This window comes from Arthrobacter sp. B2a2-09 (assembly GCF_027587375.1).
In the GTDB taxonomy this organism is placed as follows: domain Bacteria; phylum Actinomycetota; class Actinomycetes; order Actinomycetales; family Micrococcaceae; genus Arthrobacter.
This window is the reverse complement of sequence record NZ_JAMXIC010000006.1, coordinates 190,116-214,471: the sequence shown is the minus strand read 5'-3', so window position 1 is coordinate 214,471 and position 24,356 is coordinate 190,116. Positions and strand designations below refer to the sequence as shown.

Below are 24,356 nucleotides of genomic sequence, written 5' to 3'. Positions count from 1 at the left end.
GTAGGGTACCGGCATGGACATCATCATGGTTCCCGGATTCTGGTTGGACGCTTCTTCGTGGTCGGAGGTCACGCCGCCGCTCGTTGCTGCGGGGCACACCGTCCACCCACTCACGCTGCCCGGGCTGGAGGCCATTGACGCCCCAAGGTCCGGCATCGGCCTTAGGGATCACATCGACGCAGTAGTGGCGGCTGTTGACGCCGTCGGCAACCCCGTTGTTCTGGTCGGCCACTCCGGTGGGGGCGCCATCATCCACGGCGCCGTCGACGCCCGCCCGGACCGCGTGGTCCGGGCGGTGTACGTGGACAGCGGCCCGCTTGGCGAGGGCGGAGTCATCAACGACGAACTGCCGGTAGAGGGCGACGCCGTGCCGTTGCCGCCGTGGGAGCTTTTCGAAACTGAGGACCTTGTGGACCTCAACGAGGAACTGCGGGCTGCCTTCCGGGCGCGTGCGATTCCGGAACCCAAGAAAGTGACGTCCGATAAGCAGCGCTTGCACGATGTTCGCCGCTACGACGTCCCGGCCACCATCATCGCGTGCGAATTCCCTTCCAGCCTGCTCGGCGAATGGATCGAATCCGGCCACCCCTTCGTGGCCGAGCTCGCGCGCATCAACGATGTCGAATTCATGGATCTGCCCACCGGGCACTGGCCCCAGTTCACCAAGCCGATTGCACTCGGGGAAGCCATTCTTGCGGCTGTTGAGCGGACGGGATAGTCACCGTACCTAATTGCTCGTTCACGGCTTACGGTAGCTGTTCACCGTGACCTCCAGCGCTTCGTCCCACGGCGTCGCCGTGACACCCAGCATCCTTTGCGTCTCCGTTGAGTCGATCACGAAGGGCATCGTGAATTGGTAGCTGGAAGCTGCGATCTCGCGCATGATCGGAATGACGGTGCCGAGGGCTTTGAGTGACCACTGCGGGATCGAGGCGACCCGGCCTTTCACGCTCCAGCGCTCATTTACCTGCCGCGCAATTTCCGTGCGGGGGACGGATGCACTCGGCACATGCCAGGCTCGCCCCCATTCGCCGGTGTGGTCTGCGGCCGCGATCAGTGTCGCGGCGATATCGGGCAGGAAGCTCCAACTGTGCTCTAGTGCGGGGTTCCCAACGACGCGCGCCGTTTTGGAGGCCAAGAGTGGTGCGAAAAAGCCACCGCCGAGGTGTGTCGACATGCCGATGGACCCAGGACCGAAGTAGTCGCTGGCCCGAACCTCCACGGCCCGGATTTCACCGCGTTCGTGCGCCGCGAGCACTTTCTCCCAACCCGCTTTGCGCACCAGGCCCTTTTTCTCGGTGGTGGCGAGCCGTGAATGCTCGGTCATCGGACCGACCGGCGGTCCGTACGCATAGAGGTTGCCCATGAACACAAGCGCGGCCCCGGAATCACGGGCCGCAGTGATCACGGCGTCGAAGATCGGCGGCCAGTCGGCTACCCAGTTGGTGTACGGCGGGTTGGTGCAAACAAAGATCGTGTCGGCTCCGCGCGCAGCCTGTGCCACATCGGCCGCGTTGCTGGCGTCCAGCTTCAGTGGAGTCGCGCCGGGGACGGTGGTGCCGCTGCGGGTCCCAAGCGTGACTTGGTCGCCACGGGCGGTGAGTTGCTTCGCGAGTGTTCCGCCTATGGGTCCCGCGCCGAGGATAAGTTGACTTGCCACGATGGTTTCTCCTGAGCTCTCCGGCCATGCGTTGTTGGTAACGTCGCATCCCTCAGCACGACGGAACCCATCACCCTTGACAAGATCCGAGGGTGGAATGAATGATACGAGCCTCACCAGCTTTGTCCCTTCCGGTGGACAATAGCTGAATTTGTGTCCGACATTGTCGAAAGAGCGTATTGACAGTATTAATGTGGGCGTGTTTTTCAGTCGGGTTGGTTGGGTTGCTCCTGAACTGGATGAGTGTGATCGGAACGCTGATCGTGCCGCGGCCGCTGCACAGCAACCTTTCACGGGTGACCCATATGGTCACTGCGAAAATCTTCTTTGCCATCACGAAGCCCGCCACCTCGTACGAAGTGCGTGATCGGATCCTTGCCTGGCAGTCTCCGATGGCACTGTTCGTCCGACTGCTTGTTTGGGTGATCCTGTTCGACCTGTCGTTCAGTCTCCTGCTGCTACCCTTCGTCGATGGTGACATCTGGCAAGCCTCAAGCGAGGCCGGCTCCGCGATGTTCACGCTCGGTTACGCTGCCCCATCCAACGTTGGCAACACGGTGTTGGTGTACGTGGCCGCGTATACCGGGTTGATTGTGATCGCTTTGCAGATCGGTTACCTGCCAACGCTTTATGCAGCCTTCAACCGGCGCGAGGCGGAGGTAACGCTGCTGGTATCGAGGGCAGGCTCACCTGCATGGGGGCCGGAGCTTTTGGTGCGCACACGGTTTGGCATGGCCGCTCAAACCAGTACCAGCGAGCTAAGCGAGCTTTACCGTACGTGGGAGCGGTGGGCCGCCGATGTGGCCGAATCTCACAGCACCTACCTCACCTTGGTGTGGTTCCGTTCACCAGCGCCGCAATCGAACTGGCTCAACTCCCTCCTCAGCGTCATGGATGCGGCCGCGTTGCAGCTTTCCTTGAGTCCAGGGTCTGCCCCGAGCACGAGAGCGCGGCTGGTCCTTCGGATGGGGTTCACCTGCCTGAATCAAGTGGCGCGGGCTATTCGAATCCCGGTCGAGGAAGACCCCGATCCGGATTCCGAAATCGACGTGACCTTCGAAGATTTCCAAACAGCCGTGGAGCTCCTGCGAACCGTCGACTACCCGGTTGAGGTGACGGCGGAACAAGCCTGGCCCCACTTCAAGGGCTGGCGCGTCAACTACGAAAAAGTCGCATACGCCCTCGCCTACGCGATCGACGCTCCGCCATCACTGTGGAGCGGCCCACGACGTTTCGCGTCCGAGCCGATCCCGCCGCACCGGCCGAAGAACCGCACCTCCAAGGACGTCAAGCCAGACGACCCGCAAATGATTGCCCAGAGGAAGACACTGGGACAGCAAGATGCAAGGATTGCAGAAAATCATGACGATTGACCAACATCGAAGAGGAGAAGCATCATGCCCATGATCGACGTGTATGCCACGACGGGGACCTTTGCCGACAAACACCAGCTCGCCGTTGATCTGGCATCGACGGTGATGCGGGTGGAGCAGGTGCCGGATATCCCGATGTTCCGCAAGAACACGGCGGCATTCATCCATGAACTCCCGGAGGGGGATCTGTCGAATGTCGACGGCGACAGCAACTACGTGCGCGTCCAGGTGCTCACAAACGCAGGAGCATTGGACCGCAACAAGCAGCTCGCCTTGGTCGAACAGCTCACTGCGCTCGTCGCGACCGCCGCAGCAGATCCGACGTTACCCGACCGAACCTGGGTCCTGCTCACGGAAGCACCCGACGGCGGCTGGGGCCTCAACGGCCACGCCAACACCAATGAAGAGCTCATCGCAGCCGCACGTGCGCAAATTGCCTCACTCCAGGGGCAAGCCCCGCAGGCCTGACCTCCGGCGGCAACCGGGAAAACGGGGCGCCAAGCGCCCCTGACGTGAACTTGGCTACTCGGCAAACACCTGCTTGGCGACCGCCATGGCGGACATCGCCTTCGGCCAGCCCGCGTAGAACGCCAGGTGCGTGATCGCCTCGCTCAATTCGGCCTCGCTCAGTCCGTTGGCCTTCGCAAGACGCAAGTGTCCAAAAAGCTGTTCGGTGCTGCCGCTCGTGACGAGACTGGCAACGGTGATGAGGCTCCGATCGCGCTTGGCCAACTCGGGCCGTTCCCAGACATCGGCGAAGAGAACGTCGTCGGTGAGTGAAGCAAGTTTCGGCGAGATGTCTCCGACGAGTTGCTGGGCACGGGATTGTTCGGTCATGTGATTCTCCTTGTTAGCGATTCGTTTTGCGAGGTGAAGACAGTGCCTTCAACGTCTTCCGCGGGTGCCCAGCTGTTGAGCAGCTGGAGCCCTTCCTCGGACCGGGAGCCCGGTTCGGCGGCATAGATAAGCAGAGTCAGGCCCTCGTCCGTGGTCAGTTGCATGGCCTCGTACGTGAGTTCCAGATCTCCGACGACGGGATGCCGAAGCCGCTTGGTGCCGTTGCGATGGACGAGGACTTCGTGTGAGGCCCAGAGTTGGCGGAAGGGTTCGCTGTGGGTCGCGAGTTCGCCGACGAGGTCAGTGAGGCCTTTGTCGTAAGGGTGCTTGCCGGCCTCGGTCCGAAGCGTTGCCACCATGCCGCGGGCCATCTCCGGCCAGTCGGGATAGAAGTCCGCGGCGCGCGGGTCCAGGAAAAGGAAGCGGGCAGTGTTTCCTGGCCGTCGGGGATCGACGAAGATCGGTGCGTAGAGCGCCCGTCCCAGGCGGTTGCCGGCAAGGAAGTCGGCCTTGCCGTTTCTGACCCAGGCCGGTGCACCGATCGAGTCGAGTATGCGTTGCACCGCCGGGCGTACGTGAAGCGCCGCCGGGCGCGCGCGGCGGGTGCCGCTGCTGTTGGCTGTGTTGGCGAGATCGTAGAGGTGGGCGTGCTCAACCTCGGACAGCTGTAGCGTGCGCGCGACTGCGTCGAGAATACTTTCCGAGACACCGGAGATATTTCCCCTCTCCATGCGCACGTAGTAGTCCACGCTCACGCCGGCCAGCATCGCAACTTCCTCCCGGCGAAGGCCCTTGACGCGCCGGTTACGTCCGTAGACCGGAATCCCGGCTTGTTCCGGTGTGACCCGGGCGCGGCGGGACGTCAGGAAGTCCTGCACCTCGGTTCTGTTGTCCATTTCGTTGCCTTAGGTTCGACGACGGCGACGCACGGGTTCGCCGGTTCAGGCCTGGCCTGCGGGGCGCAGCAGGATTTCGTTGATGGTGAGGTGCCGGGGGCGGTTGACGGCGAACGCGATCACTTCGGCGATGTCCTCGGCCGTGACAGCCACCTGGCTATACATCGCCTCGGCGCCCGCCCTGGTCTGTTCGTGCGTGATGTGGCTCGGCAGCTCGGTGGCAACCGCCCCGGGTTCGATCACCGTCACGCGTACCCCTGGCTGAAGTTCCTGCCGGAGCGATTCCGACCAGCCGTTGATGCCCCATTTCGTTGCGGCATAGACGCCATTGCCGGGCCGGGCCGTCCGGCCAGCGACGGAAGAGATGTTCACCAGGTCCCCGCCACCGTCGCGGAGCTGATCCAAAAAGACCTCCGTCGCGGTGATCGCCCCGATCAGGTTCACTTCGATCATCTGGCGGTAATCGTCCTGCTGATCCGAAGAGAACGGCCCGAGCAGCATGATCCCAGCGTTGTTCACCAAAACGTCTGTCCCGCCGAACTCGGCCTTGACCCGCTCCGCAGCCGCCAGCAGGGAGCCACGGTCAGTGACATCTGCCTCAATGGCGATAACACCATCGCCGAGCTCATCAGCCAACGCCTGAATCCGGTCGGCCCTCCGTGCGAGTAGTGCGACCCGGTATCCATCGGCAGCCAGCGCCCGCGCCGTGGCGGCCCCGATTCCTGACGACGCACCAGTAATGACGGCAACCCGTCCTTGTCCAGAGTCCATTATTTTTCCTTCTTTCGGTGAAAGCTTGTCGGCTTGCTTTCCATCCTAGGAACGCGCATCTGAATGAGACAGGGTCGGCTATTACCTGTTTCCCGGTGAAACCCGGGGTCCGGGATTAGAGCGACGGATATCTTTTGAGGCCCACCACTCCGCCAGCGGCAATCAGGGTCCCGCCGAAGGCCAACAGGATTCCAGCCACCGAGACGGTCGGAGCGAGGGTCTGGCCGCCCTGGGCGGGAGCGCCGGGGTCAATTCTGGCTGCGGCGGCCGAGGCTGAATTTTGTGTCGAGGGCGTCGGACTGGAAACAATCGGCGACGGCACGGCAGCCACGGCTGTCGCGGGAAGCGGGACCTGGGTGGGTGCCTGTTCCGCGGTCACCGCCGGCGAAGGCGTTGAGGCGGCACCCGAAGGAACTGCGACGCCGGGATCCGGCTGGGGTTGCGGTTGTACCGGTGGGCTAGCCGTGGCGGACGGGGTGGGTTTGCCCGACGGCCGGGAAGATGGGGAGCTGCTGGGAGAACACATGCCAACCACCCCTAAAAGGCCTTGCGAATTGCAGGATGCGGCCCCTGCAGTCCCCGCTGGCGCAAGTGCGATCAGGCACAACGCGAAAGGGAGCGCGACGAGTGCAACTGGAACCTTCCGGCGAGTCATGGCTTCGACTCTACCTACTGTGCGGCAACTTGGGAGAGAGGCGGCGTCAACCTCAATCGCCCAACTGCCCCAGAATCCGGGCCAGCTCGGCGCGATCGTCCGCACTGAGCCGGGCAAAGTATTCGGAAGACTTGCCGCGCCGTTCGGCGCTGACCTTAGCAAAGAGCTGCTGCCCGGCTGGTGTGGCGGCGACAAGGGTGGCCCGCCTGTCCGTGGGGTCCGGATCGCGACGGACGAGGCCTTTGACCTCGAGCTGGTCCACCACTTCCGTGGCCGAACGCGGCGCAATGCGCAGCCGTTCCGCAAGGTCTTTCAGTCGCATCGGGTCCCCGGGCGCCGGGGCGTCCTGCCCGGTTGGCTCCCCTGCCGGCTCCCCTGCCGCAACTGAACCTGCCGAGGCGGAACCGGTCTCGGCGGAACTGGCGGCACGCCGGCGCATCAGCGTCATGAGCGCCCGCCATTGGTGCGGCGTCAGCTCCCACGGAGACAGCTGCTCGGCCCAGGTCCGGCGCAGCCCTCGGAAAGCGGCATGGAAGAGATCCCCGAGGTCGGCAGAATCAGAGGGCTGTGAGTGCATTCTGCCAGTCTAGCAATTTGACCTGCAACCACATAGTGAGGTAACCTCTGTATTAGTAGGCGCGATTCTGGCGCCCGTTCACCACTGGAGGTGGTGCTTATGACGGAGAACATCCTCACCCAAAATCCCCATCGACCGGGGGCTGGCGCCCGAAATCCCGGCCGCGGCCCCGCCCGCCTCAATCCCGCGGACCGTACCCAGCTAAAACAGCACCCCGTGAGCCTCAAACGCATCGCCGGGCTGTTCACCCCGCACAAGGCGACCATTGCCGCCGTCGTGCTCCTCATCAGCGCCTCGAGCATCATCGGCCTGGCGCAGCCGTTCCTGGTCCGCCACATCATCGACGTCGCGCTGCCCGGCAAGGATCTTCCGCTTCTCGCGTGGCTGGCCGCCGGATTGATCGCCGTGGCAGCCGCAACCGCACTCATTGGCGTGCTGCAAACCTGGATGACCACGGGCATGGGCCAGAAGATCATGCACACGCTGCGCACGCGCTTGTTCACACACCTGCAGCAACAATCTCTGGGATTCTTTACCCGGACCCGCAGCGGCGAGGTGCAGTCGCGGTTGAACAACGACATTTCCGGCCTGCAGCAGGTCATCACCTCCACCGCGACCGGTATTGCCTCCAACTTGACCACGGCCATTGCCACCGCCATCGCCATGGTGGCCATTTCCCCCGGACTCTCGCTTCTGTCCCTGATAGTGATCCCGCCGGCTGTCTGGTTCACCCGCCGGGTGGCCCTGCTCCGGCGCAACATCACGTCCACGCTGCAGAGCGAACTGGCCACCATGAATACGCAGGTCGAGGAAGGACTGTCAGTCTCCGGCGTCCGGCTCTCCAAAACCCTGGGAACCACCAAGCGCGACGCCCACCGCTACACGGAAAGCTCCAAACGGCTGATCGGCCTGGAGATGCGCTCACAGTTGGCTGGCCGCTGGCGGATGTCCACCGTGGGCATCATCTTCTCGGCCATTCCGGCGCTGATCTACCTGGCCGCTGGATTGCCCGTCACCAGCGGAGGCATGACCATCGGCACGCTCGTGGCGTTCACCGCGCTGCAGGGCGCCATCTTCCGCCCTGTCATGAGCCTGCTGGACCTCGGCGTCCAATGGGTCACCGCGATGGCCCTGTTCAGCCGTATCTTCGAGTACCTGGACTTGGCTCCCGAGATCACGGCACCGGCGCGGCCCGTCCTGCTGGATCCGGCCGCAGTGCGCGGCGAGGTCCGCTTCGAGGGCGTCCGTTTCGCGTACGACGGCGGCACTGAAGTTTTGCGCGGCATCGAGCTTACGCTCCCGGCCGGCACCAGCACCGCAATCGTTGGCCCCACGGGCTCCGGAAAATCGACGCTGGGCTCGCTGGTCCCGCGCCTGCATGACGCCACCGCCGGACGGATCACCATTGACGGCGTGGACGTCCGCGACATCGCCCCTGAGAACCTGACGAAAATCGTGGGTGTGGTGTCCCAGGAGACGTACCTGATTCACGACACCATCCGGGAAAACCTGCTGCTGGCCGCACCCGGCGCGGACGACGCAGTCCTTTGGAGCGCGCTGGCCTCGGCGCAGATCGCGGACTTGATCGCAAGCTTGCCCGACGGCTTGGACACCATGGTCGGCGCCTGGGGCCACCGGTTCTCCGGAGGAGAGCAGCAGCGCTTGGCCATTGCCCGAACCATCCTGCGCAATCCCAAAGTGCTGGTCCTCGACGAAGCCACCTCCGCTTTGGATAACGCCACCGAGGCCCAGGTTCAGGCGGCACTCGACCGGTTGGCGGTTGGCCGGACTACGCTAACCATTGCCCATCGGCTCTCCACCGTGGACAAAGCGGACCAACTGGCAGTCCTTGCCGGCGGTGCGATCGTGGAGCTCGGTATGCCCGGCGAGCTTCGTGATGCCGGCGGCGCATATGCCCGGCTTGTTGAGGCCGGAGAGACTGTGGAGTTTGCCGGCTCTGAGGTATTCGGGGTCTCATGACCCGCGCTGCCCCGATACGCGGATCGCGTGCCGGGGCAGCGGTGGGATCACTGGAATCGCGTGGGCGTGCCATCGAGGAGGACGGTTTTCGATTCCAAGTAAGGGAACACCCCCTGGATTCCGCCCTCCCGCCCGACTCCCGATTGCTTGAAGCCGCCGAATCCCATGCGGGTGTCGGTCTTGAAGCCGTTGTGGCCGACCGTTCCCGAGCGCAGGCGACGAGCCACCTGGTAGGCGCGGTCGATGTCGTTGGTGAAGACGGCCGAGTTCAAGCCATAAGGAGTCCCATTCGCGAGCTCGATCGCGTGCTCTTCGTTCTCGGCAGGGATCACAGAAAGCACCGGCCCGAAGATCTCTTCTTGTGCAATGGTTGAACGGTTGTCGACGTTAGCGAAGACCGTGGGCTCCACGAAGTATCCACGGTCGAGGTGCCCCGGTCGGTTGCCTCCGGTCACGAGCGTTGCACCCTCGTCCTGGGCTGTCCGGATGTAACCCAGCACGCTCTCCTGCTGCTTGGCCAAGGCGAGCGGGCCGAGTTGCGTTTCCGGGTCGAATGGGTCGCCAACCCGCACCGAACCGAATACGGAGCCCAGTGCCTCCGCGAACTCGTCGTGTCGAGACTTTGTCACGATCACGCGCGTCAGCGACATGCAGACCTGACCGTTCAGCGATGTCTCCTGGGCGGAGATTGCCGCCGCCGCGATGGAGAGGTCGTAGTCATCGAGGATTACCGCAGCCGACTTGCCGCCGAGCTCAAGGGTGTACCGCGCGAGACGCTCGCCGCAGGTCGCCGCGATCTGACGCCCGACTGCGCTTGAGCCGGTGAAGGCGATCTTGTCGACCCGGGGGTCTCGGACAAGCTGCTGCGACACCTCGCGGTGACCGTTCACGACATTGAGCACACCCGGCGGTAGGCCGATCTCATCCGCGATCTCCGCAAGGATGTAGAGCTCGCCGGGCGCTTCCGGCGGAGCTTTGAGGACCACCGTGCAGCCTGCGAGGAGTGCCGGGGCGATCTTGTAGGCTGCGAGCGAGAGCGGCGTGTTCCAAGGGACGATGGCGCCGACAACACCGACCGGTTCGTTGACGACCGCGCCGAACGCCGCGAACTCCGGAGAGCCCGGCGTCACCCAGGGGTAGCTCGTGGCGAGGTCCGCGTAATAGTCGAAGAGCGCTGGAACGCGGCTGATCGAGCCAACGGACATGCCGAAGACGACGCCGGTCTGCCGGGTCCAGAACGTCGCGGCCTCTTCGATGCGGGCGCGCAGGCCCGCGGCCAGCTTGCGAAGATATTCCGCGCGCTGCGTCGGTTCAAGGAACGGCCAAGGCGAGTGGTCGAACGCATTGCGAGCTGCCGCGATCGCTGCGTCCATGTCGCCCGGACCTGTCCCTGCGATGCGGAAGAAAGTCTGCTCCGTGGCAGCGTCGATCACGTCCAGGCTGGAGGCGCTTTGCGGGAGCGTCCACTTGCCGTCGATGTACAGGCGGTCCGGATGCTTCAGGTTGATGGGGGTGTCACGCACCGTGAGTAGGTCAATCACGTATTTGTCCTCACTTCATTAGTCCACTGCCCGGGGACGAGTGCCCGGGCGTCAGGTTGAGCCTCAAGGTCGAGAGCCCATGTTCGGCTGGAGTTAAGCAACCGGCTGCCGCGACAGAACGCCTCGGAGAGTCCAGCCGAGGCGGTCCGGCTCCAAGCCCGCTATCTGCCGCGCATTCATGCCGAAGTCGACCGAGAGATGCGCACCGGACACGTAACTGGCCAGATCGCTGCCGAGGAACGCAAGGACCTTCGCCATCTCCACCGATTCCGCCAGGCGCCCGCCTGGACCGAGGTCTGCTTCCACGGCGTCCTGGCCGCCCTTCATCTCGGCAAATTCAGGCAGCATGCCGGAGACGGTCATGGCCGGAAGCACAGCGTTGATCCGGATCTTGCGAAGGTCGGCGAAAGAAGCGACCCGCTCCGCGATGAAATAGTTGAGCAGCCGCTTCGACAGGATGTACCCGAGTGATCCGGGAATCGTGCCGAACTCCGCTTCGAAGCCCCCAAACCTGCGCACGAGGTCGTCCCAGCTGTCGCCGTCTGCGAATGGAATCAGTTCCTCACGCACCGTGGGGGTCTCCCAGCGGAGTCCGCCGTTGGACGTCACGAACGAGATGGAGCCTCCTTCGGCCACGCGTTCCGTGAGGTAGGCGTCGGTGACGTATTTGTTCGCTATGAAGTTCACGGTCAGCGTTTCGAGGAAGCTGTTGTGCACACCGGAAATGCCCGCAACACCGAAGAAACCGTCGATCTGCGCGGGAATCTGTTCAAACGCCGCGTCAATCGACTCTTTGTTTCCGAGGTCCGTGATGATGGCCTTCGTGATACCTGGAACCGGCGGCTCCACACGATCGAGCGCATACACCTTCGCGCCGAGGTCAACCAGGATCTCGGTGAGGGCACGGCCCATCCCGGACGCCGCTCCCGTGACAACAACTGTCTTGCCCGTATACCCGAAGTAGTCGTTCACTGATTTGCTCCTTAGTTCGTTGGAAGCGGGTGGCGTCTGGTTCTCGGCCTGGACGCCACCCGCGGTCTTGGACACCGACGTGTCAGTGAGTCCGGGCAGGCTCTCCTGCAGTCATCGGCTCGGTCAGTTTGGAGAAGCCCTCGACGGCGGTCTCCGCGCCGACGACGGTAGCGGTATCCGTGGCTTTGGGCGTGCGGAGGAAGAACGCAACGACCAAGGCGATCGCGCCGATAACGGCGACGAACGCAAACAGCTGGATGTACCCGCCGCCGGAGCCGAAGTGCGAACCCGGCGCTGCGGAGCCTACGAGGATCGCTGTACCCAGCGAGGCACCGACGCCGGAGAACGCGGTCTGGACGACGGTGTACACGCCGGTGGCCTCACTCGTGCTCTTCGCAGGTGCACTTTCGACTACCAGCATCGGCAGCGCCGAGAGGACGAAGGCGGTGGAGAGCGTCAGCACCACCTGGCTCATGACGAAAGCCGGGAAGGAGTGCCAAGTCACGGCAGCGAGTGCGGTGAGGGTTGCGGCGACTACGCCTGCACCCGCGCCGATGATCAGCGAAATGCGGGCGCGACCGTGGCGGGCGATGCGACCGCTGAGCGGCGAAAGCAAGAACCCGAAGAGGCCTATGCAGAAGGACACCGCTCCAGCGACGCCGGCGGCGAGACCGAAGCCGACGGGGGCCGAGGTGGGGTACTGCATGATCAGCTGGCCGGCGAAGCCCGAAATGCCGAGCGGCATACCGAGGAGCGCGGCGATGACCAGTGAGAGGCCGAGGTTGCGCTGGGCGAACAGACGGACGTTGACCATCGGATGCGAGTGCCGCGCTTCCCACACTGCCCACACGACGAGGATCACGACGCCGACGCCGATAAGCCCGAGAACGAAGGACGAGCCCCATCCCAGCCCCTGCGCGGCGTTGACGCCGAAAAGAACGAGCGCCAGACCTGGTGCGAAGAGAATGCCCCCAAGCCAGTCGATGCGATCACGCGGGCCGCTCGGGACGGACGTCCGCAAGAAGATGGCGCCGACCGCCGTGACGACGGTCAAGATTGCGGCCACAACGAAGATGTATCGCCATCCCCACGCATCGACGATGTTTCCGGCGATGATGTTGCCGGCAGCACCGGCCAGCATCGCGGTACCGGCCACCAGGGAGACTGAAATCGTCAGGTGCTTCTCCGCGACCGCCTCACGAATGATTCCAAAGCACAGCGGGAGCAAGCCTCCGGCGAGCCCCTGCACTGCGCGGCCGAGAATCACGCCACCGATGTCTCCAGCCATCAGGCTGATCACTGATCCGATGATCGAGGCAACAAGCAGGACTATGAGAACTCGTTTGCGACCAAAGATGTCGCCAAGCCGACCGCTGATTGCCGCAGAAGCAGCGCCGACGAGCAGGAAGCCCGTCAGCACCCAACTCACTTCGCTCTGGCTGCTGTTGAAACCCACGATCAGGCCCGGCAATGCCGTGTACATCATCGTGGACTCGAATGAGCTCACGATGGCAACCAGCATCAGGATGATGATCACGAAACCGAGCGGGCGCCGGGGGCGGGTCCCCACTTCGGCGGTCAGGGGTGATGTCATGTCTTGTCACTCTCCACATTGAGGGCCTGTCGCGAGGCGACAGGGAGGCTGGGAGTTCCCGGGGCCTGAACGACACTGTCCGCCGCGGCCGGGAGAGCTCCTTCGATCTGTACAAGGACGGTCAGTGGCTGCATCGCCGCTAAATCCGAAGCTGTTTCGTTGTAAGGAACATATGATCGCTACAACAGATTCAGTGTGATCTACATCGCCAAGAGTGTCAATCAGCAAACATCCGAAACCCGATCACATCTGGGGCAGCTGGGCAATGTAGGCGACATCATGCTCGATCTTCCCCAACTTCCTGCCACCTTTAGGCACATCCCGACCCTCGAAGAATTCAGCATTCAGTTTCAAAAATGATTGGTCTTCAGTTTCGAGATCCTCCTCGAAGCGAATGGCGGAAACCGGACACGCTTCCTCGCACGCGCCGCAGTTTATGCATTGGCTCGGGTTGATATACATCATTCGACCACCTTCATAAAGGCAATCTGCTGGACAAACCTGGATACAACTCTTGTCCTGCACATCAACACAGGCCTGCGTTACGACGAAAGTCATGATCTCCCTCTTTCTGAACACCTTTGGAATCGGCCTAGACGCAAGAAGCCGAGCGTGGCTAGACTGCATTAACTAAGCGCTTGGCCTCAAAACTAGCACTTTGATGGTTGCGCAACCAGAGCTGTTCGGTGATCGAAGGAGATCTCATGACAACCACACCAAACCTCTCAACGCGGCGAGTAGATCCATACAACCCTCCGGCTGAGCACGCACGCCTGCAGGAGGAACAGCCTGTCAGCCAGGTGGGTTGGCGGGACGACCGCAAGATCTGGGCGGTCACGAAGCACGCGGATGTCCGAGCCGTACTCAGCGACGCCCGCTTCAGCTCGGATCGCTCGCTCCCTGGCCACCCCACCAACATTGGCTACGCGCCCGGGGACAAGCTCAAGCAACTGATCGAGATGGACCCTCCCGAGCACACCACGGCTCGAGGTCGCGTGATGGGCGAGTTCACGGTGAAGAAGGTCGCTGCCATGCGTCCTTGGATCACGAAGATCGTCGAGGAGGCCATTGACATGATGCTTCAGGGCCCAAGCGAAACGGACTTCGTCGTTGCGCTCTCCCTACCAGTGCCGTCCATGGTGATCGCCGAGCTTCTGGGTGTGCCGTACGACGACCATGACTTCTTTCAAGAGAACAGCGCAGCCTTCGTCGACCAGCACACCACGCCTGTTGAGAAGGCGGCTGCGATGGGCCGACTCAGGTCATACATCGCCGATCTTGTGAACTCGCGGATCGAGGCACCCGGGAACGACATCCTGAGTCGACAGCTCTCCGCCGGCGCTGATCCCCAGGACCTCGTCGGCCTAGGATTCCTGCTGCTGATCGCTGGGCACGAGACCACCGCCAACATGATCTCGCTCTGTGTCGCGACCCTGTTGGACAAACCCGAGCTGCTGCAGCAGCTGCGCGACGATCCCGATCTCATGCCGGGCGCCGTCGAGGAACTGCTCCGCTACTTCACCATCGCCGAGATCGGCGGCCTCCGCCTGGCTACAGCAGACATTGAGGTCGGCGGAACGCTGATTCATGCGGGCGATGCGGTCTTCGCGCTGTCCAACACGGCCAACCGGGATCCAGAGGTCTTCCCCGAGCCGAACAGGATCGATTTCACGCGCGGGGCACGCAATCACGTAGCCTTCGGTTTCGGCCCCCATCAATGCCTTGGCCAGAACCTCGCCCGCCTGGAACTGGAGATCGTCTTGTCAGCGGTCATCCGCCGAATCCCGGCCCTGCGCCTCGCGGTCCCCTTCGCTGAGATCCCGTTCAAGGAGTACGGGCCGAACTACGGCATCTACAAGCTCCCGGTTGCGTGGTGACCATGCAGATCAATGCGAACCGAGCCACCTGCATCGGCTCCGGACAGTGTGTCTTCACCGACCCCGATGCATTCGACCAGGACGACGACGGGACGGTCCTCATCCTTCGGGCGGAGCCCGTGACGAACGAGGAAATCACCCGAGCGAACCAGGCGGTGCATGTGTGCCCGAGCCGCTCGCTCTCACTTGTCACCGAGGAATTGGAGTATTCATGAAATCGCTCATCGTTACGGGGCCCGGCACCGTCGAGTTTCTCGATGTCGAGGAACCCACCGCCGGACCTCGCGATGTTGTCATCGCCCCGAAGGCCTGCGGCATCTGCGGATCGGATGTGTTTTACGCGCACCGTGGCGGCATCCCACCTCGCGATGGTCACACGCCGCTCGGTCACGAAATCGCCGGCGAAGTGGTCGGGATCGGCAAGGACGTAGCGGGTGTCGCCGTCGGCGACCACATCGTAATAAACCCGATGGCCAACGCTGACGGCATCATCGGGAACGGCGGCGCACAGGGTGGACTGTCCGAGCGCGTCGTGCTGCTCGACGCGAAGGCCGGGGTCCATTTCCGCATCATCCCCGCCGAGCTTCCATGGGAAATCGCCGCGCTTAACGAGCCGATGGCGGTCGCATATCACGGCGTAAACCGCTCGGGCGCCGGCGAGGGCTCGAAAGTCGTCGTGTTCGGGGCGGGCCCCGTCGGCCTCGGTGCCGCGATCGGGTTCAAGGACAAAGGCGCGGAACACGTGGTGGTCGTCGACGTCGTTCCGAACCGTCTTGAGAAGGCCCTTAGAGTGGGGGCGGACGCTGTCATCAACTCCGCAGAGGAGGACGTCGTCGAACGCCTCAAGAGCCTCCACGGGGAGGTGCCCGGCTTCATGGGCCAAGGGTCCAAGGCAGCCACAGACATCTACTTCGACGCAGCGGGAGCACCCATTGTCATCGAAACCGCCTTCAAGGCGATGCGCAACCGCGGCGTGCTCACGATCGTCGCCGTGCACAAGAAGCCCGTCGAACTCGACTTCCAGGAACTCCTGACGATAGAGCCCGACATCCGGTTGGCGATGGGCTACCCCACCGAGATCTTCGAGGTGACGGATTCGATCATCGAGCACTGGGACAAGTACCAGCACATCATCAGCGACGTCATACCCTTCACGGAAGCTGTAAAGGCCGTCGAGTTAGCCGCGACGCCGGGAGCGACCGACAAGGTCGTCGTCATATTCGAGTAGGACAGGCAGCAGAAAGCGCCGGTCCGGAGCGGCAAGCCGCTCCGGACCGGCGCTTTCACTTTTTAGTAAAGGAGGAGCGGATTGATGAGAACGCCCGTGGAACGGTGGATAGCAGGAGGTGCGGCCACGAGCAGACCCGTAGAGGTGCCGGCTTCCTTCAGTGCGGCCACGGCGGGGCCCAGCAGGCAGTTGTCGACGAGGCAGAGGCCGATCGCCCAGATGAGGCTGTGCACCTCCAGCGATCCGGTGGGAGTGTTCCGGGCGTCATGGAAGTCCCACAGGACAAGGCCCGGGTCTTTGGAGGCGATCCACTTCGCGCCGTCTTCCCCGATGCCCGGGCGCCTCACCGCGGCGGCACCGCTCGGGTAGATGTTCCCGGCGGCCTCGTACCTGTCGCGGCCTTGGTAGATGATCAGCGCGTCACCGGGCTCAAGGGACACCCCGCTCGCCGTGAGGGCGGCGTCGAGCTCCGCGGCCGTGACGGGTTCCTCGGCTGTTACCCACTCGACGCCGCGCACGGCGGGGATGTCGAGCAGCACGCCGCGGGTCGCAATGCCGTGCTGTGCCCAGTTCACCATCGTGTCTTCATCGGTCTCGGTATTCCGGGCGGGAATGGGGCCGTGCCAGGTGGCGTCCGCGCCGATGTGTGCAAGCCCGTCGAGGTGGGTGTTATGGACACCGTGGGCGTCATACTTGATGACATCGCCTCCGTGGGCAGAGCGGCCATGAATGCCGATCTGCACCTCAAGTTCAACGCCCCCGTGGCCGCTGGGCATTTCTGACAAACCCAGCTTCTCCCACTGCGCCTTCTCATTCTCGGCAGCTTTCCGGCCGCCGAGAAGGTGTGCGGGCCGAGTCTCGATCTCCTTTTCAAGGGAGATGGCCTTGCCAAGCTTCACCTCTCCGACGCCGCGGAGCCGGGCCGTCTGGTCGATCAGCGCCACCGAGCCACGGCACTGCACGCCCTCGATGTGGCGGTTGGCATCGTGCTTGCTTGCAATTTCCCGCACCCACGGGGCGAGGGGGTCGGGTCCGAGTTCGTCTGACATCTCTGATTCCATTTCTCCCGGGGTTGTGCCCGGGCCATCTAAATAGCGCTTGACTCCTACAACGGAACAGCAATGCCCTACAGTGAAGTGCGTTTAAATGTGGCACGACTCGCCACGCGGCGTCAATAGGAAGCAATCACCTTTGATTTCCGACACTTGGCGGAAGCACGCTTGACACTAGCCCGCCCGAGGCCCATGCTAAGAATGTCGTCTAACAGTACAGGCGTTCTATTCAACAAAACATCATGAGCTCTTGATTCATCTCGAATAGTCCCGAGGCAACGGCGCGCGGACATCGAGGCAAGGGCGGACTCAGACTGAAGGGAAAGGGACTCAGATGACCACCGTCGACATCGATCCCACCAAGATTGACTTCTTCACCGACCCGGAGACAGCGAAGACGGCAGAGCCCTACTTCGACTACATGCTCGCCAACCATCCGGTGTGGCGTGAGCCAAAATACGGCGTCGTGATCGTCACGGGATACGAAGAAGCTCTACAGGTGTACCACCAGCCTGAGGTTTACTCCTCGATCAACCGCACAGGCGGGCCGGTTCTCGACATCCCGGTCGAACTCGTCGGCGACGACCTGAGCGAGCTCCTCGAGAAGTACCGTCAGTACTTCCCGAACAACGACCAGATCGTCACCTTCGATCCGCCGGTTCACACCGACCACCGCACACTCCTGATGGGTCTCATCACACCGAAACGCCTCAAGGAGAACGAAGACTTCCTCAAGCGCACTGCGGACCGCTTCCTTGACGAGATCATCCAGCGGGGTCATTGCGACTTCATTTGGGACTATGCCAAGGGCTACACCATCCTCGCGGTCGCCGACCTGCTCGGCGTGCCTGAGGAGGATCACCCCATGCTGCTTGAGTTGCTCGCCTCGGCTCCGGGCCCCGTGCTCGGCAACCTCGAGCTTCAGGCCAGCCATCACAGCAGCATCGAAAAGCTCTACGACTACTTCGTCGCGAAGATCGAGCAGCGCCGCGATGATCCAAAGGAAGACGTGATCACCGGCATGGCGCTCGCCACCTTCCCCGACGGCTCCCTTCCCGAGCCACTTGAGGTCGCCCGTATCGCGTCGAACATGTTTGCCGCCGGCCAGGAGACCACGGTGCAGCTGATGGGCATCGCCCTGCAACGTATCGCCGAGGACCAAGACCTGCAGGACCTGTTGCGCCGTGAACCCTCGCTGATTCCGAAGTTCATCGAGGAAACGCTCCGCATCGAAGCGCCGATCAAGGGCTCCTTCCGCCTCACCAAAGTCGCCACCAGCATCGGTGGGTTCGACCTCGCCCCCGGCACCGTCGTCATGCTGCTGCACGGCGCTTCGGGCCGCGATCCACGGCTCTTCGACAATCCGGCCGAGTTCGACATCGAACGAGCGAACGCCAGGCAGCACCTCGCCTTCGGCCGCGGCATCCACACCTGCCCCGGCGCCCCGCTCGCGCGCGCCGAAGCGGTCTTCTCGATCCAACGCTTCCTCGAACGCACCGAGCGCATGTGGATCAGCGACGAGCACCACGGTTCAACGGACTCCCGCGAGTGGAACCTGATCCGTAGCTACAAGTTCCGCGGCCACAACAAGCTCTTCCTCGAGTACACGCCGAAGGAGGCATGATGTCTGAAAACCTCACCGTCGACCGGGACCGGTGCATGGGTTCGGGGCAGTGCACGTTCTACGCGCCGGGCACCTTCGACCTTGACGATCTCAGCATTGCCATCGTCACCGACGAGCACGGCGACCCCGAAGACAAGATCCAGATGGCCATCAACGTTTGCCCGACCCGTGCCATCGCCCTGAGTGCCATGGCCACCAAGGAAGGCGCGCAATGACTGCGACTACCGAGGCCCCAGCCTCACAGCCCATTGCAGACATGGAGGCCGACAGCCTGATCGGCACGTTCGCCGAAGGGCAGCGCCTGGTCGGCAGCCAGTGCAACGCATGTGGCTGCACGATGATCGGCAGCCGCGTGGTCTGCAGTTCCTGCATCAGCCGCGATGTAAGCCGCGTTGCGCTGCCGAGCACCGGCGTGCTCTACTCCTTCACCCGCATACACGTCGGCACCGCGGGCATCCGCCCCCTTGGCTATGTCGACCTGGACAATGGCGTACGCACCTTGGCCGACATCCGCGAGGGTGACGTCCCACTGCGCCCCGACATGCGGGTCGAGCTTGGTATCGACGACGACGACTGGTTCTTCGCGCCGGCGGCCGGCGAAAAGCGAGAGGCTTAACATGAGTGACAACGTATTTGTGATTTCGGCGGCGATGATCCCGTTCGGGAAGCACCGCACCTCCTCGTATGTCGGCCTCGCGGTCTCCCCGCTCATCGATGCGATCCGCGATGCTGGAATTGAAAAGTCGGACATCGACGCCGTTTATGTCGGCCACTCCTACGGTGGCATGATGACCGGGCAGCGCATCTGCAAAGAGATCGGGCTCGGCACTATCCCCACGGTCAACGTCGACAACGCCTGCTCAAGCGGTGCCACGGCGATACACGAGGCGTGGCAGGCCATCTCGCAGGGCCTGATCGATATCGCCGTCGTGATCGGCGTCGAGAAACTGACGCAGTTCGGCGGCGGTACGCTGCCCCTCTCTCCAGAGGATCGCGAAGTCAAGCAGGGCATCATCATGCCCGCGGTGTACGCGATGCGCGCCACCCGCTACCTTCACGAGACCGACGCGACGCCCGAGGACCTCGCGCTGGTCAGCGTCAAGGCCCGCAAGCACGGCGCACTGAATCCGTTCGCGCAATTCCGCCAGGAGACGACCGTCGAAGAGGTATTGAACGCGCGCCGCGTCGCCGACCCGCTCACCCTGCCCATGTGCTGCCCCACAGGTGACGGTGCCGCCGTCGTCGTGCTCGCCTCAGAGCGCGCACGCAAGCGCCTCGACTCCAAGCCCGGCATCCGCGTGGCCGCCTCTGTGCTGCACTCCGGTCATGTCGCCGAGGGCTTCCGCGACATGATCAAGCCCGAGATCTCCTACGATTCTGCCCGCGACGCCTATGCGATGGCCGGCATCGGGCCGAAGGATCTCGACATGATCGAGCTGCACGATGCGTTCTCGATCGCCGAACTCATTTACTACGAGGCCTTCGGGCTCGCCGAGCCCGGGCACGGCGTGGACCTTATTCGCGACGGCAAGACGACCTTCGGCGGTGACGTGGTGGTGAACCCCAGCGGGGGCCTGCTCTCGAAGGGCCACCCGGTCGGCGCGAGCGGCGTCGCGCAGGTCGCCGAGGCGTTCTGGCAGCTTACTGACCAAGCGGGCGCACGGCAGATCGACAAAGCGCGGTGGGCGATGACCCACGTCACCGGTGGCGGTACCGCCGGTCTCGACCATGGCGCCTGCACCATACATATCTTCGAGGCGGCATGACCACCATCGAGCGTCCGCCACTGGAGGGTATCCGGGTCATCGACCTCACCACCTTCCTCTCTGGCCCTTCGGCAACGCAGCTGCTCGGGGACCTCGGCGCGGACGTCATCAAGGTCGAATCGCTGGCGGGCGACTCAAGCCGCGCCATCGCCGGCCCCGAGATCGACGACGTCAGCGCCTACTACCTGGCGAACAACCGCAACAAGCGCAGCGTCGCGATCGATCTGAAGGCTCCGCGGGGCCTGGAGGTCATGAAGCGCTTGATCGCGGGCGCCGACGTCGTCATCGAGAACTTCCGGCCCGGCGTCACGACCCGGCTCGGGCTGGAACCCTCGACCATTCTCGAGGCCCAGCCCTCGCTCATCTGGGCGTCGATCAGCGGGTTCGGACAGGAGGGCCCCCTCCGGGACCGCCCGGCCTACGACATGGTGGTGCAGGCGCTCAGCGGGGTGATGAGCCTCACCGGCCACCCGAACGCCCCGGCCGCGCGGCTGGGCATCCCCGCCGGTGACGTAGTCGCCGGACTGTACTCCGTGATCGGCATCCTGGCCGCCCTCCGGGCGCGGGACGAGACCGGTCGCGGCCGCATCATCGATGTCTCGATGCTGCGGGGCCAGCTCGCAATGCTGTCCTATCAGGCCCTGTACACCTCCGTTAACAACACCGCACCCGAGCCGCAGGGAGCGGGCCACGACTCCATCGCCACCTATCGCTCATTCCGGGGAGGCGACGGCCGCGAGTTCGTCGTCACGGCCAACACCCCCCGGATGTGGGAGGGCCTGTGCCAGACGCTGGGCCTCGGCGGACTGGTCAGCGACGAACGCTTCATCGACGCCGCGAGCCGGCTGCGGAACAAGGAGGCCCTCTGGGAGATCCTTGAGGCGCGCTTCGCCGGGAGACCCGCCGCCGAATGGGTGAAGCTCCTCGCAGATGCATCGGTGCCGGTCGCGCCAGTGAAGAACGTACTCGAGGCGCTCGAGGACGCACGCGAGGCCGATGATGGTTCACTGCTCACCCTGAGGAACGGCGCGACCTCGTTCGAAAACGTCGCAACACCGATCCGCTTTGTCGACACGATCGACGTCGAGCCGGCCTACCCGCCGGCTCTCGGCGCAGACACCATCAGCATCCTGACACGGGAGCTTGGGCTGTCGAGCCTGGAGGTTAAGGATTTGCTGGAGGACGGCATAGTTCTTGCACCCTCGCGCGATCGCTCGGCAGCAGTGTAAGGGACTCGCCTAGATTCGAGACATGAAACGGCCGGGCCCCAACGCCCGGCCGTTTCATGCTAGGGAAGGGGTCGATGCAGCGTGAGTCTATGTACGCGTCCCCCGGGCCCTCTCGACCCGGTCCCACTCAGCGGGATGGAACGCGGGGTCCGGCCGCCTTTGCCCGGGCTGAGTCCTTCAGCGATTCAGCGAGCTTCTTTAGGGTCCTCGCGGTAGCTTCGGCGTCTTCCGGGCTCCAGTCTTGGAGATACTCCTGCAAGGTGGCGGTGCGCCGCGCTTCGATCTGCGCCAGCTTCTGCGCGCCGGACTCGGTGAGGGCAAGCAACTGGGCTCGGCCGTCGTCAGGATCCCGCCGCCGGATGACGTAACCCTGCTCTTCAAGGTCCGCGATGTGGCGACTGAGAACTGGCGTGCTGACACCCAGCCGCTCGGCCAGCTGGGTGGCGCGCGATTCCCCCTCCCCAACGAACTTGAGAACGCCGTGTACCGCAACGCCGGCGACGTTCCCCCGCACGCTCGCAGCGGCTACGCACTTCACCACGCGCTGAAGGTCCAAGATCTGGTAGACGAGATCTGCCGCCGTATCCGATGCAACTGCCATAACTCTGGGTTCTCCTCGGTTGTTGGCCCTGGCCAGCTACTGGGGCCTCGGCCAGGGGTGGCCGTCCAGCCGTTCGATGTCGCTGTTGAACCGTTTGAGGGCCAAGGCGAATTCCGCAACATCTTGACCGGTCCAGTCCTGCAGTACCCGGGAAAGGGCCTTCACGTTCGCCTCACGTTCCTCGTCCAGGAGGCGTTCTCCCTCAGGCGTGATCCGGAACTTGCGGGCAATGCCTCCATCCGGGTCGGCAATGCGTTCGGCCAACCCGACCCGCATCATGGCCGCGGTCTGGCGGTTCAGGGTTGAGGCGTCCAACCCAAGGGCCTCGCTGAGTTCGCCTATGCTCATCGACCCCTCGATCCTGATGCGGTTGAGCAGGGTGTAGGCGCTGCGGTCCAGCTGGCCACCGCTGCGCCGAGAGAGCAGGCCCAGGTGGCGGCCCAGCAGCATGGACTCGAATTCGACAGCCTGCGCGGCTTGCTGATCCATGGATTTCCCTTCCTCCCGCCGCCTGTTACGGACGGCCCCCTCAGATATAGCACGAGCATGCCCGGGCTCGCGTTGTGTATCATGCACAAGCTATGTATCATACACATAATAGCCTCTTCCGTCCCTCGTATCCAGGAGATCCTTATGAGTTCCCCCCTCTCCGCCACCAGAACCGGCCCGTTGGTGGCCGTGCTGGCATTCTCGGGCATCGTCGCCTCGCTCACCCAGACCCTCGTGGTCCCCCTTATCGCGGAACTGCCGAAGATTTTTGACACCACGGCCTCGAACACTTCCTGGGTCATCACCGTGACCCTCCTGGCCGGTGCGGTCAGCACCCCCGTGGCCGGGAAGCTCGGTGACATGTTCGGCAAGCGCCGGATGATCCTCATCTCGCTAATACCGCTGATCCTCGGATCCATCCTTTGCGCCGTGGCCGCCTCCGTGGTTCCAATGATCATTGGACGCGGCCTGCAGGGCCTCGCCACGGGCCTGGTTCCACTGGGCATCAGCCTGCTCAAAGACCTGCTTCCTCCGCAGCGGCTGCACGGTGCGATTGCCCTGATGAGTTCCTCGATGGGCATCGGGGGCGCGCTGGGCCTGCCCATCGCGGCCGCCGTAGCCCAGTACACCAACTGGCGCACCCTGTTCTGGGCCGTGGCCGTCGTGGCCGCATTGGGCATGGTGCTGGTCTGGAAGGTCATCCCGGCCGCCGCGGCACCGGAACAAACCGGAAAATTCGACCTTCTTGGGGCACTCGGCCTTGGTGCAGCCCTCGTCTGCCTCCTCTTGGCCGTCTCCAAGGGCGCGGACTGGGGCTGGGGCAGCATCACCGTGCTCGGCCTGTTCGCCGGCGCCGTCGTACTCTTCCTCCTCTGGGGAGTGTGGGAGCTGCGGACCCGCGACGCCCTGGTCGACCTGCGCGTCACCGCCAGCCGTCCCGTGCTGCTGACCAATGCTGCGTCCATCCTGGTGGGCTTCGCCCTGTATTCCCAGTCGCTGATCATCCCGCAAATCCTCCAGCTCCACACGCAGACCGGATACGGCCTGGGCCAATCGATGCTGCAGATGGGCCTGTGGATGGCCCCCTCCGGCATAGCGATGATGCTCATCTCTCCCGTAGGGGCACGGCTCACCGCCGCCCGCGGACCAAAGACCACCCTCATCGTGGGCGCTGTCATCATGGGCGCCGGCTATGCCGGCGCGGCCCTGATGATGGGGACCGTGTGGGGCCTTCTCGTCGCGACGGCAGTCGCCGGCATCGGCGTCGGCTTCGCCTATGGCGCCATGCCGGCCCTGATCATGAGCAGCGTCCCAAGCACGGAGACAGGCTCCGCAAACAGCTTCAACTCCCTGATGCGCTCCATCGGCCTCTCCCTCTCCGCCGCCATCATAGGCGTCGTCCTGACCCAGATGTCCGCGCCGTTCGGCGCTCATGCCATCGCCACCCCGGACGGTTTCCGGACAGGCCTGTTCATCGGATGCGGGGTTGCCCTTGGCGCCGCGGCGCTCTGCATGGCCATCCCCGCGGCGGCAAAGACCAAGCCCGAGCTAACGGGACCCAGCGACAGTCCTGCCATGGAACCCGCGGCAACCAGCCACTGACACCACGCCGGGGTTGAGATACAGCCGGGCCC

At 63.8% G+C, this 24,356-nt stretch carries 26 protein-coding genes; 13 read left to right on the top strand and 13 right to left on the bottom strand.

The window, feature by feature from the left end; genetic code table 11:
• Nucleotides 1-13: 13 nt before the first annotated feature.
• Nucleotides 14-718: an alpha/beta fold hydrolase gene (locus tag NFJ07_RS09450; RefSeq protein ID WP_269993858.1), complete on the top strand. Its 705-nt coding sequence runs from the start codon at nt 14-16 to the stop codon at nt 716-718.
• A 21-nt stretch (nt 719-739) separates the two neighbouring features.
• Here NFJ07_RS09450 and NFJ07_RS09445 read toward each other — a convergent pair whose 3' ends face one another.
• On the bottom strand, nt 740-1,660 hold the full coding sequence (locus NFJ07_RS09445; RefSeq protein ID WP_269993856.1) for an NAD(P)H-binding protein: 921 nt from the start codon (nt 1,658-1,660) through the stop codon (nt 740-742).
• Nucleotides 1,661-1,965: 305 nt separating this feature from the next.
• Here NFJ07_RS09445 and NFJ07_RS09440 point away from each other — a divergent pair, with 305 nt between their 5' ends.
• Both NFJ07_RS09440 and NFJ07_RS09435 read left to right on the top strand, forming a co-directional pair.
• A complete protein-coding gene (locus tag NFJ07_RS09440; protein ID WP_269993855.1) occupies nt 1,966-3,033 on the top strand; it encodes a hypothetical protein in 1,068 nt (355 codons plus the stop codon).
• Nucleotides 3,034-3,057: 24 nt separating this feature from the next.
• Complete coding sequence (locus NFJ07_RS09435) at nt 3,058-3,501, top strand: hypothetical protein (RefSeq protein ID WP_269993854.1); 444 nt, start codon at nt 3,058-3,060, stop codon at nt 3,499-3,501.
• 54 nt (nt 3,502-3,555) lie between these two features.
• Here NFJ07_RS09435 and NFJ07_RS09430 read toward each other — a convergent pair whose 3' ends face one another.
• The 5 genes from NFJ07_RS09430 to NFJ07_RS09410 all read right to left on the bottom strand — a co-directional run bounded on the left by NFJ07_RS09430 (nt 3,556) and on the right by NFJ07_RS09410 (nt 6,769).
• A complete protein-coding gene (locus NFJ07_RS09430) occupies nt 3,556-3,870 on the bottom strand; it encodes a carboxymuconolactone decarboxylase family protein (RefSeq protein ID WP_269993853.1) in 315 nt (104 codons plus the stop codon).
• On the bottom strand, nt 3,867-4,766 hold the full coding sequence (locus NFJ07_RS09425; RefSeq protein WP_269993852.1) for a helix-turn-helix transcriptional regulator: 900 nt from the start codon (nt 4,764-4,766) through the stop codon (nt 3,867-3,869). Before NFJ07_RS09425 ends, NFJ07_RS09430 begins: the two co-directional genes overlap by 4 nt.
• Nucleotides 4,767-4,811: 45 nt before the next feature.
• Complete coding sequence (locus tag NFJ07_RS09420) at nt 4,812-5,537, bottom strand: SDR family oxidoreductase (RefSeq protein ID WP_269993851.1); 726 nt, start codon at nt 5,535-5,537, stop codon at nt 4,812-4,814.
• A 115-nt stretch (nt 5,538-5,652) separates the two neighbouring features.
• Nucleotides 5,653-6,063 carry a hypothetical protein gene (locus tag NFJ07_RS09415; RefSeq protein WP_269993849.1) on the bottom strand — a complete coding sequence of 137 codons (411 nt, stop codon included), beginning with the start codon at nt 6,061-6,063 and terminating at the stop codon, nt 5,653-5,655.
• Nucleotides 6,064-6,244: 181 nt separating this feature from the next.
• The gene (locus tag NFJ07_RS09410) at nt 6,245-6,769 is read right to left on the bottom strand and encodes a MarR family winged helix-turn-helix transcriptional regulator (RefSeq protein WP_269993847.1); all 525 of its coding nucleotides are present in this window, start codon (nt 6,767-6,769) and stop codon (nt 6,245-6,247) included.
• 99 nt (nt 6,770-6,868) lie between these two features.
• Between NFJ07_RS09410 and NFJ07_RS09405 the strand changes: the two genes are divergently transcribed.
• The gene (locus NFJ07_RS09405) at nt 6,869-8,749 is read left to right on the top strand and encodes an ABC transporter ATP-binding protein (RefSeq protein ID WP_269993845.1); all 1,881 of its coding nucleotides are present in this window, start codon (nt 6,869-6,871) and stop codon (nt 8,747-8,749) included.
• A gap of 47 nt (nt 8,750-8,796) precedes the next feature.
• Here NFJ07_RS09405 and NFJ07_RS09400 read toward each other — a convergent pair whose 3' ends face one another.
• From NFJ07_RS09400 to fdxA, 4 genes are all read right to left on the bottom strand, one after another.
• The gene (locus NFJ07_RS09400; RefSeq protein ID WP_269993844.1) at nt 8,797-10,290 is read right to left on the bottom strand and encodes an aldehyde dehydrogenase; all 1,494 of its coding nucleotides are present in this window, start codon (nt 10,288-10,290) and stop codon (nt 8,797-8,799) included.
• Between the two features lie 93 nt (nt 10,291-10,383).
• Nucleotides 10,384-11,262: an SDR family oxidoreductase gene (locus NFJ07_RS09395; RefSeq protein ID WP_269993843.1), complete on the bottom strand. Its 879-nt coding sequence runs from the start codon at nt 11,260-11,262 to the stop codon at nt 10,384-10,386.
• Between the two features lie 82 nt (nt 11,263-11,344).
• Nucleotides 11,345-12,856, bottom strand: coding sequence for an MFS transporter (locus NFJ07_RS09390; protein ID WP_269993842.1), 1,512 nt, complete (start codon nt 12,854-12,856; stop codon nt 11,345-11,347).
• A 243-nt stretch (nt 12,857-13,099) separates the two neighbouring features.
• Complete coding sequence (gene fdxA / locus NFJ07_RS09385) at nt 13,100-13,414, bottom strand: ferredoxin (protein ID WP_269993841.1); 315 nt, start codon at nt 13,412-13,414, stop codon at nt 13,100-13,102.
• Nucleotides 13,415-13,560: 146 nt separating this feature from the next.
• Between fdxA and NFJ07_RS09380 the strand changes: the two genes are divergently transcribed.
• Genes NFJ07_RS09380 through NFJ07_RS09370 form a run of 3 tightly spaced genes read left to right on the top strand, consistent with a single transcriptional unit; the run spans nt 13,561 to nt 15,961 of the window.
• Nucleotides 13,561-14,733 carry a cytochrome P450 gene (locus tag NFJ07_RS09380; protein ID WP_269993839.1) on the top strand — a complete coding sequence of 391 codons (1,173 nt, stop codon included), beginning with the start codon at nt 13,561-13,563 and terminating at the stop codon, nt 14,731-14,733.
• A gap of 2 nt (nt 14,734-14,735) precedes the next feature.
• Nucleotides 14,736-14,948 (top strand): ferredoxin, encoded by a 213-nt coding sequence (locus tag NFJ07_RS09375; RefSeq protein ID WP_269993837.1) that lies wholly within the window; start codon nt 14,736-14,738, stop codon nt 14,946-14,948.
• Nucleotides 14,945-15,961 carry a zinc-dependent alcohol dehydrogenase gene (locus NFJ07_RS09370; RefSeq protein ID WP_269993835.1) on the top strand — a complete coding sequence of 339 codons (1,017 nt, stop codon included), beginning with the start codon at nt 14,945-14,947 and terminating at the stop codon, nt 15,959-15,961. The genes NFJ07_RS09375 and NFJ07_RS09370 overlap by 4 nt, the downstream gene beginning before the upstream one ends.
• Before the next feature lie 62 nt (nt 15,962-16,023).
• On the opposite strand, the gene NFJ07_RS09365 is transcribed toward NFJ07_RS09370, so the two are convergent.
• Complete coding sequence (locus tag NFJ07_RS09365; protein WP_269993834.1) at nt 16,024-17,010, bottom strand: cyclase family protein; 987 nt, start codon at nt 17,008-17,010, stop codon at nt 16,024-16,026.
• 337 nt (nt 17,011-17,347) lie between these two features.
• Between NFJ07_RS09365 and NFJ07_RS09360 the strand changes: the two genes are divergently transcribed.
• Genes NFJ07_RS09360 through NFJ07_RS09340 form a run of 5 tightly spaced genes read left to right on the top strand, consistent with a single transcriptional unit; the run spans nt 17,348 to nt 21,632 of the window.
• Nucleotides 17,348-18,637: a cytochrome P450 gene (locus NFJ07_RS09360; RefSeq protein WP_269993833.1), complete on the top strand. Its 1,290-nt coding sequence runs from the start codon at nt 17,348-17,350 to the stop codon at nt 18,635-18,637.
• Nucleotides 18,637-18,852: a ferredoxin gene (locus NFJ07_RS09355; protein ID WP_269993832.1), complete on the top strand. Its 216-nt coding sequence runs from the start codon at nt 18,637-18,639 to the stop codon at nt 18,850-18,852. Before NFJ07_RS09360 ends, NFJ07_RS09355 begins: the two co-directional genes overlap by 1 nt.
• A complete protein-coding gene (locus tag NFJ07_RS09350; protein ID WP_269993831.1) occupies nt 18,849-19,253 on the top strand; it encodes a Zn-ribbon domain-containing OB-fold protein in 405 nt (134 codons plus the stop codon). The genes NFJ07_RS09355 and NFJ07_RS09350 overlap by 4 nt, the downstream gene beginning before the upstream one ends.
• A 1-nt stretch (nt 19,254) precedes the next feature.
• Complete coding sequence (locus NFJ07_RS09345; protein WP_269993830.1) at nt 19,255-20,403, top strand: thiolase family protein; 1,149 nt, start codon at nt 19,255-19,257, stop codon at nt 20,401-20,403.
• Complete coding sequence (locus NFJ07_RS09340) at nt 20,400-21,632, top strand: CaiB/BaiF CoA transferase family protein (RefSeq protein ID WP_269993829.1); 1,233 nt, start codon at nt 20,400-20,402, stop codon at nt 21,630-21,632. Before NFJ07_RS09345 ends, NFJ07_RS09340 begins: the two co-directional genes overlap by 4 nt.
• Nucleotides 21,633-21,759: 127 nt before the next feature.
• On the opposite strand, the gene NFJ07_RS09335 is transcribed toward NFJ07_RS09340, so the two are convergent.
• Entirely contained in the window at nt 21,760-22,233 is a 474-nt protein-coding gene (locus NFJ07_RS09335) for a MarR family winged helix-turn-helix transcriptional regulator (protein ID WP_269993827.1), read from the bottom strand.
• Nucleotides 22,234-22,269: 36 nt separating this feature from the next.
• Complete coding sequence (locus NFJ07_RS09330; protein WP_269993826.1) at nt 22,270-22,722, bottom strand: MarR family winged helix-turn-helix transcriptional regulator; 453 nt, start codon at nt 22,720-22,722, stop codon at nt 22,270-22,272.
• Between the two features lie 144 nt (nt 22,723-22,866).
• On the opposite strand from NFJ07_RS09330, the gene NFJ07_RS09325 reads away from it, so the two are divergent.
• Nucleotides 22,867-24,324: an MFS transporter gene (locus tag NFJ07_RS09325; protein WP_269993825.1), complete on the top strand. Its 1,458-nt coding sequence runs from the start codon at nt 22,867-22,869 to the stop codon at nt 24,322-24,324.
• Nucleotides 24,325-24,356: the final 32 nt, after the last annotated feature.

Excerpts from the sequence above, each read along its gene's own strand:
- NFJ07_RS09450 (WP_269993858.1), top strand. The coding sequence starts at position 14 with ATGGACATCATCATGGTTCCCGGATTCTGGTTGGACGCTTCTTCGTGG.
- NFJ07_RS09440 (WP_269993855.1), top strand. The coding sequence starts at position 1,966 with ATGGTCACTGCGAAAATCTTCTTTGCCATCACGAAGCCCGCCACCTCG.
- NFJ07_RS09435 (WP_269993854.1), top strand. The coding sequence starts at position 3,058 with ATGCCCATGATCGACGTGTATGCCACGACGGGGACCTTTGCCGACAAA.
- NFJ07_RS09430 (WP_269993853.1), bottom strand. The coding sequence starts at position 3,870 with ATGACCGAACAATCCCGTGCCCAGCAACTCGTCGGAGACATCTCGCCG.
- NFJ07_RS09425 (WP_269993852.1), bottom strand. The coding sequence starts at position 4,766 with ATGGACAACAGAACCGAGGTGCAGGACTTCCTGACGTCCCGCCGCGCC.
- NFJ07_RS09420 (WP_269993851.1), bottom strand. The coding sequence starts at position 5,537 with ATGGACTCTGGACAAGGACGGGTTGCCGTCATTACTGGTGCGTCGTCA.
- NFJ07_RS09415 (WP_269993849.1), bottom strand. The coding sequence starts at position 6,063 with ATGTGTTCTCCCAGCAGCTCCCCATCTTCCCGGCCGTCGGGCAAACCC.
- NFJ07_RS09410 (WP_269993847.1), bottom strand. The coding sequence starts at position 6,769 with ATGCACTCACAGCCCTCTGATTCTGCCGACCTCGGGGATCTCTTCCAT.
- NFJ07_RS09405 (WP_269993845.1), top strand. The coding sequence starts at position 6,869 with ATGACGGAGAACATCCTCACCCAAAATCCCCATCGACCGGGGGCTGGC.
- NFJ07_RS09390 (WP_269993842.1), bottom strand. The coding sequence starts at position 12,856 with ATGACATCACCCCTGACCGCCGAAGTGGGGACCCGCCCCCGGCGCCCG.
- fdxA (WP_269993841.1), bottom strand. The coding sequence starts at position 13,414 with ATGACTTTCGTCGTAACGCAGGCCTGTGTTGATGTGCAGGACAAGAGT.
- NFJ07_RS09380 (WP_269993839.1), top strand. The coding sequence starts at position 13,561 with ATGACAACCACACCAAACCTCTCAACGCGGCGAGTAGATCCATACAAC.
- NFJ07_RS09375 (WP_269993837.1), top strand. The coding sequence starts at position 14,736 with ATGCAGATCAATGCGAACCGAGCCACCTGCATCGGCTCCGGACAGTGT.
- NFJ07_RS09370 (WP_269993835.1), top strand. The coding sequence starts at position 14,945 with ATGAAATCGCTCATCGTTACGGGGCCCGGCACCGTCGAGTTTCTCGAT.
- NFJ07_RS09365 (WP_269993834.1), bottom strand. The coding sequence starts at position 17,010 with ATGTCAGACGAACTCGGACCCGACCCCCTCGCCCCGTGGGTGCGGGAA.
- NFJ07_RS09360 (WP_269993833.1), top strand. The coding sequence starts at position 17,348 with ATGACCACCGTCGACATCGATCCCACCAAGATTGACTTCTTCACCGAC.
- NFJ07_RS09355 (WP_269993832.1), top strand. The coding sequence starts at position 18,637 with ATGTCTGAAAACCTCACCGTCGACCGGGACCGGTGCATGGGTTCGGGG.
- NFJ07_RS09350 (WP_269993831.1), top strand. The coding sequence starts at position 18,849 with ATGACTGCGACTACCGAGGCCCCAGCCTCACAGCCCATTGCAGACATG.
- NFJ07_RS09345 (WP_269993830.1), top strand. The coding sequence starts at position 19,255 with ATGAGTGACAACGTATTTGTGATTTCGGCGGCGATGATCCCGTTCGGG.
- NFJ07_RS09340 (WP_269993829.1), top strand. The coding sequence starts at position 20,400 with ATGACCACCATCGAGCGTCCGCCACTGGAGGGTATCCGGGTCATCGAC.
- NFJ07_RS09335 (WP_269993827.1), bottom strand. The coding sequence starts at position 22,233 with ATGGCAGTTGCATCGGATACGGCGGCAGATCTCGTCTACCAGATCTTG.
- NFJ07_RS09330 (WP_269993826.1), bottom strand. The coding sequence starts at position 22,722 with ATGGATCAGCAAGCCGCGCAGGCTGTCGAATTCGAGTCCATGCTGCTG.
- NFJ07_RS09325 (WP_269993825.1), top strand. The coding sequence starts at position 22,867 with ATGAGTTCCCCCCTCTCCGCCACCAGAACCGGCCCGTTGGTGGCCGTG.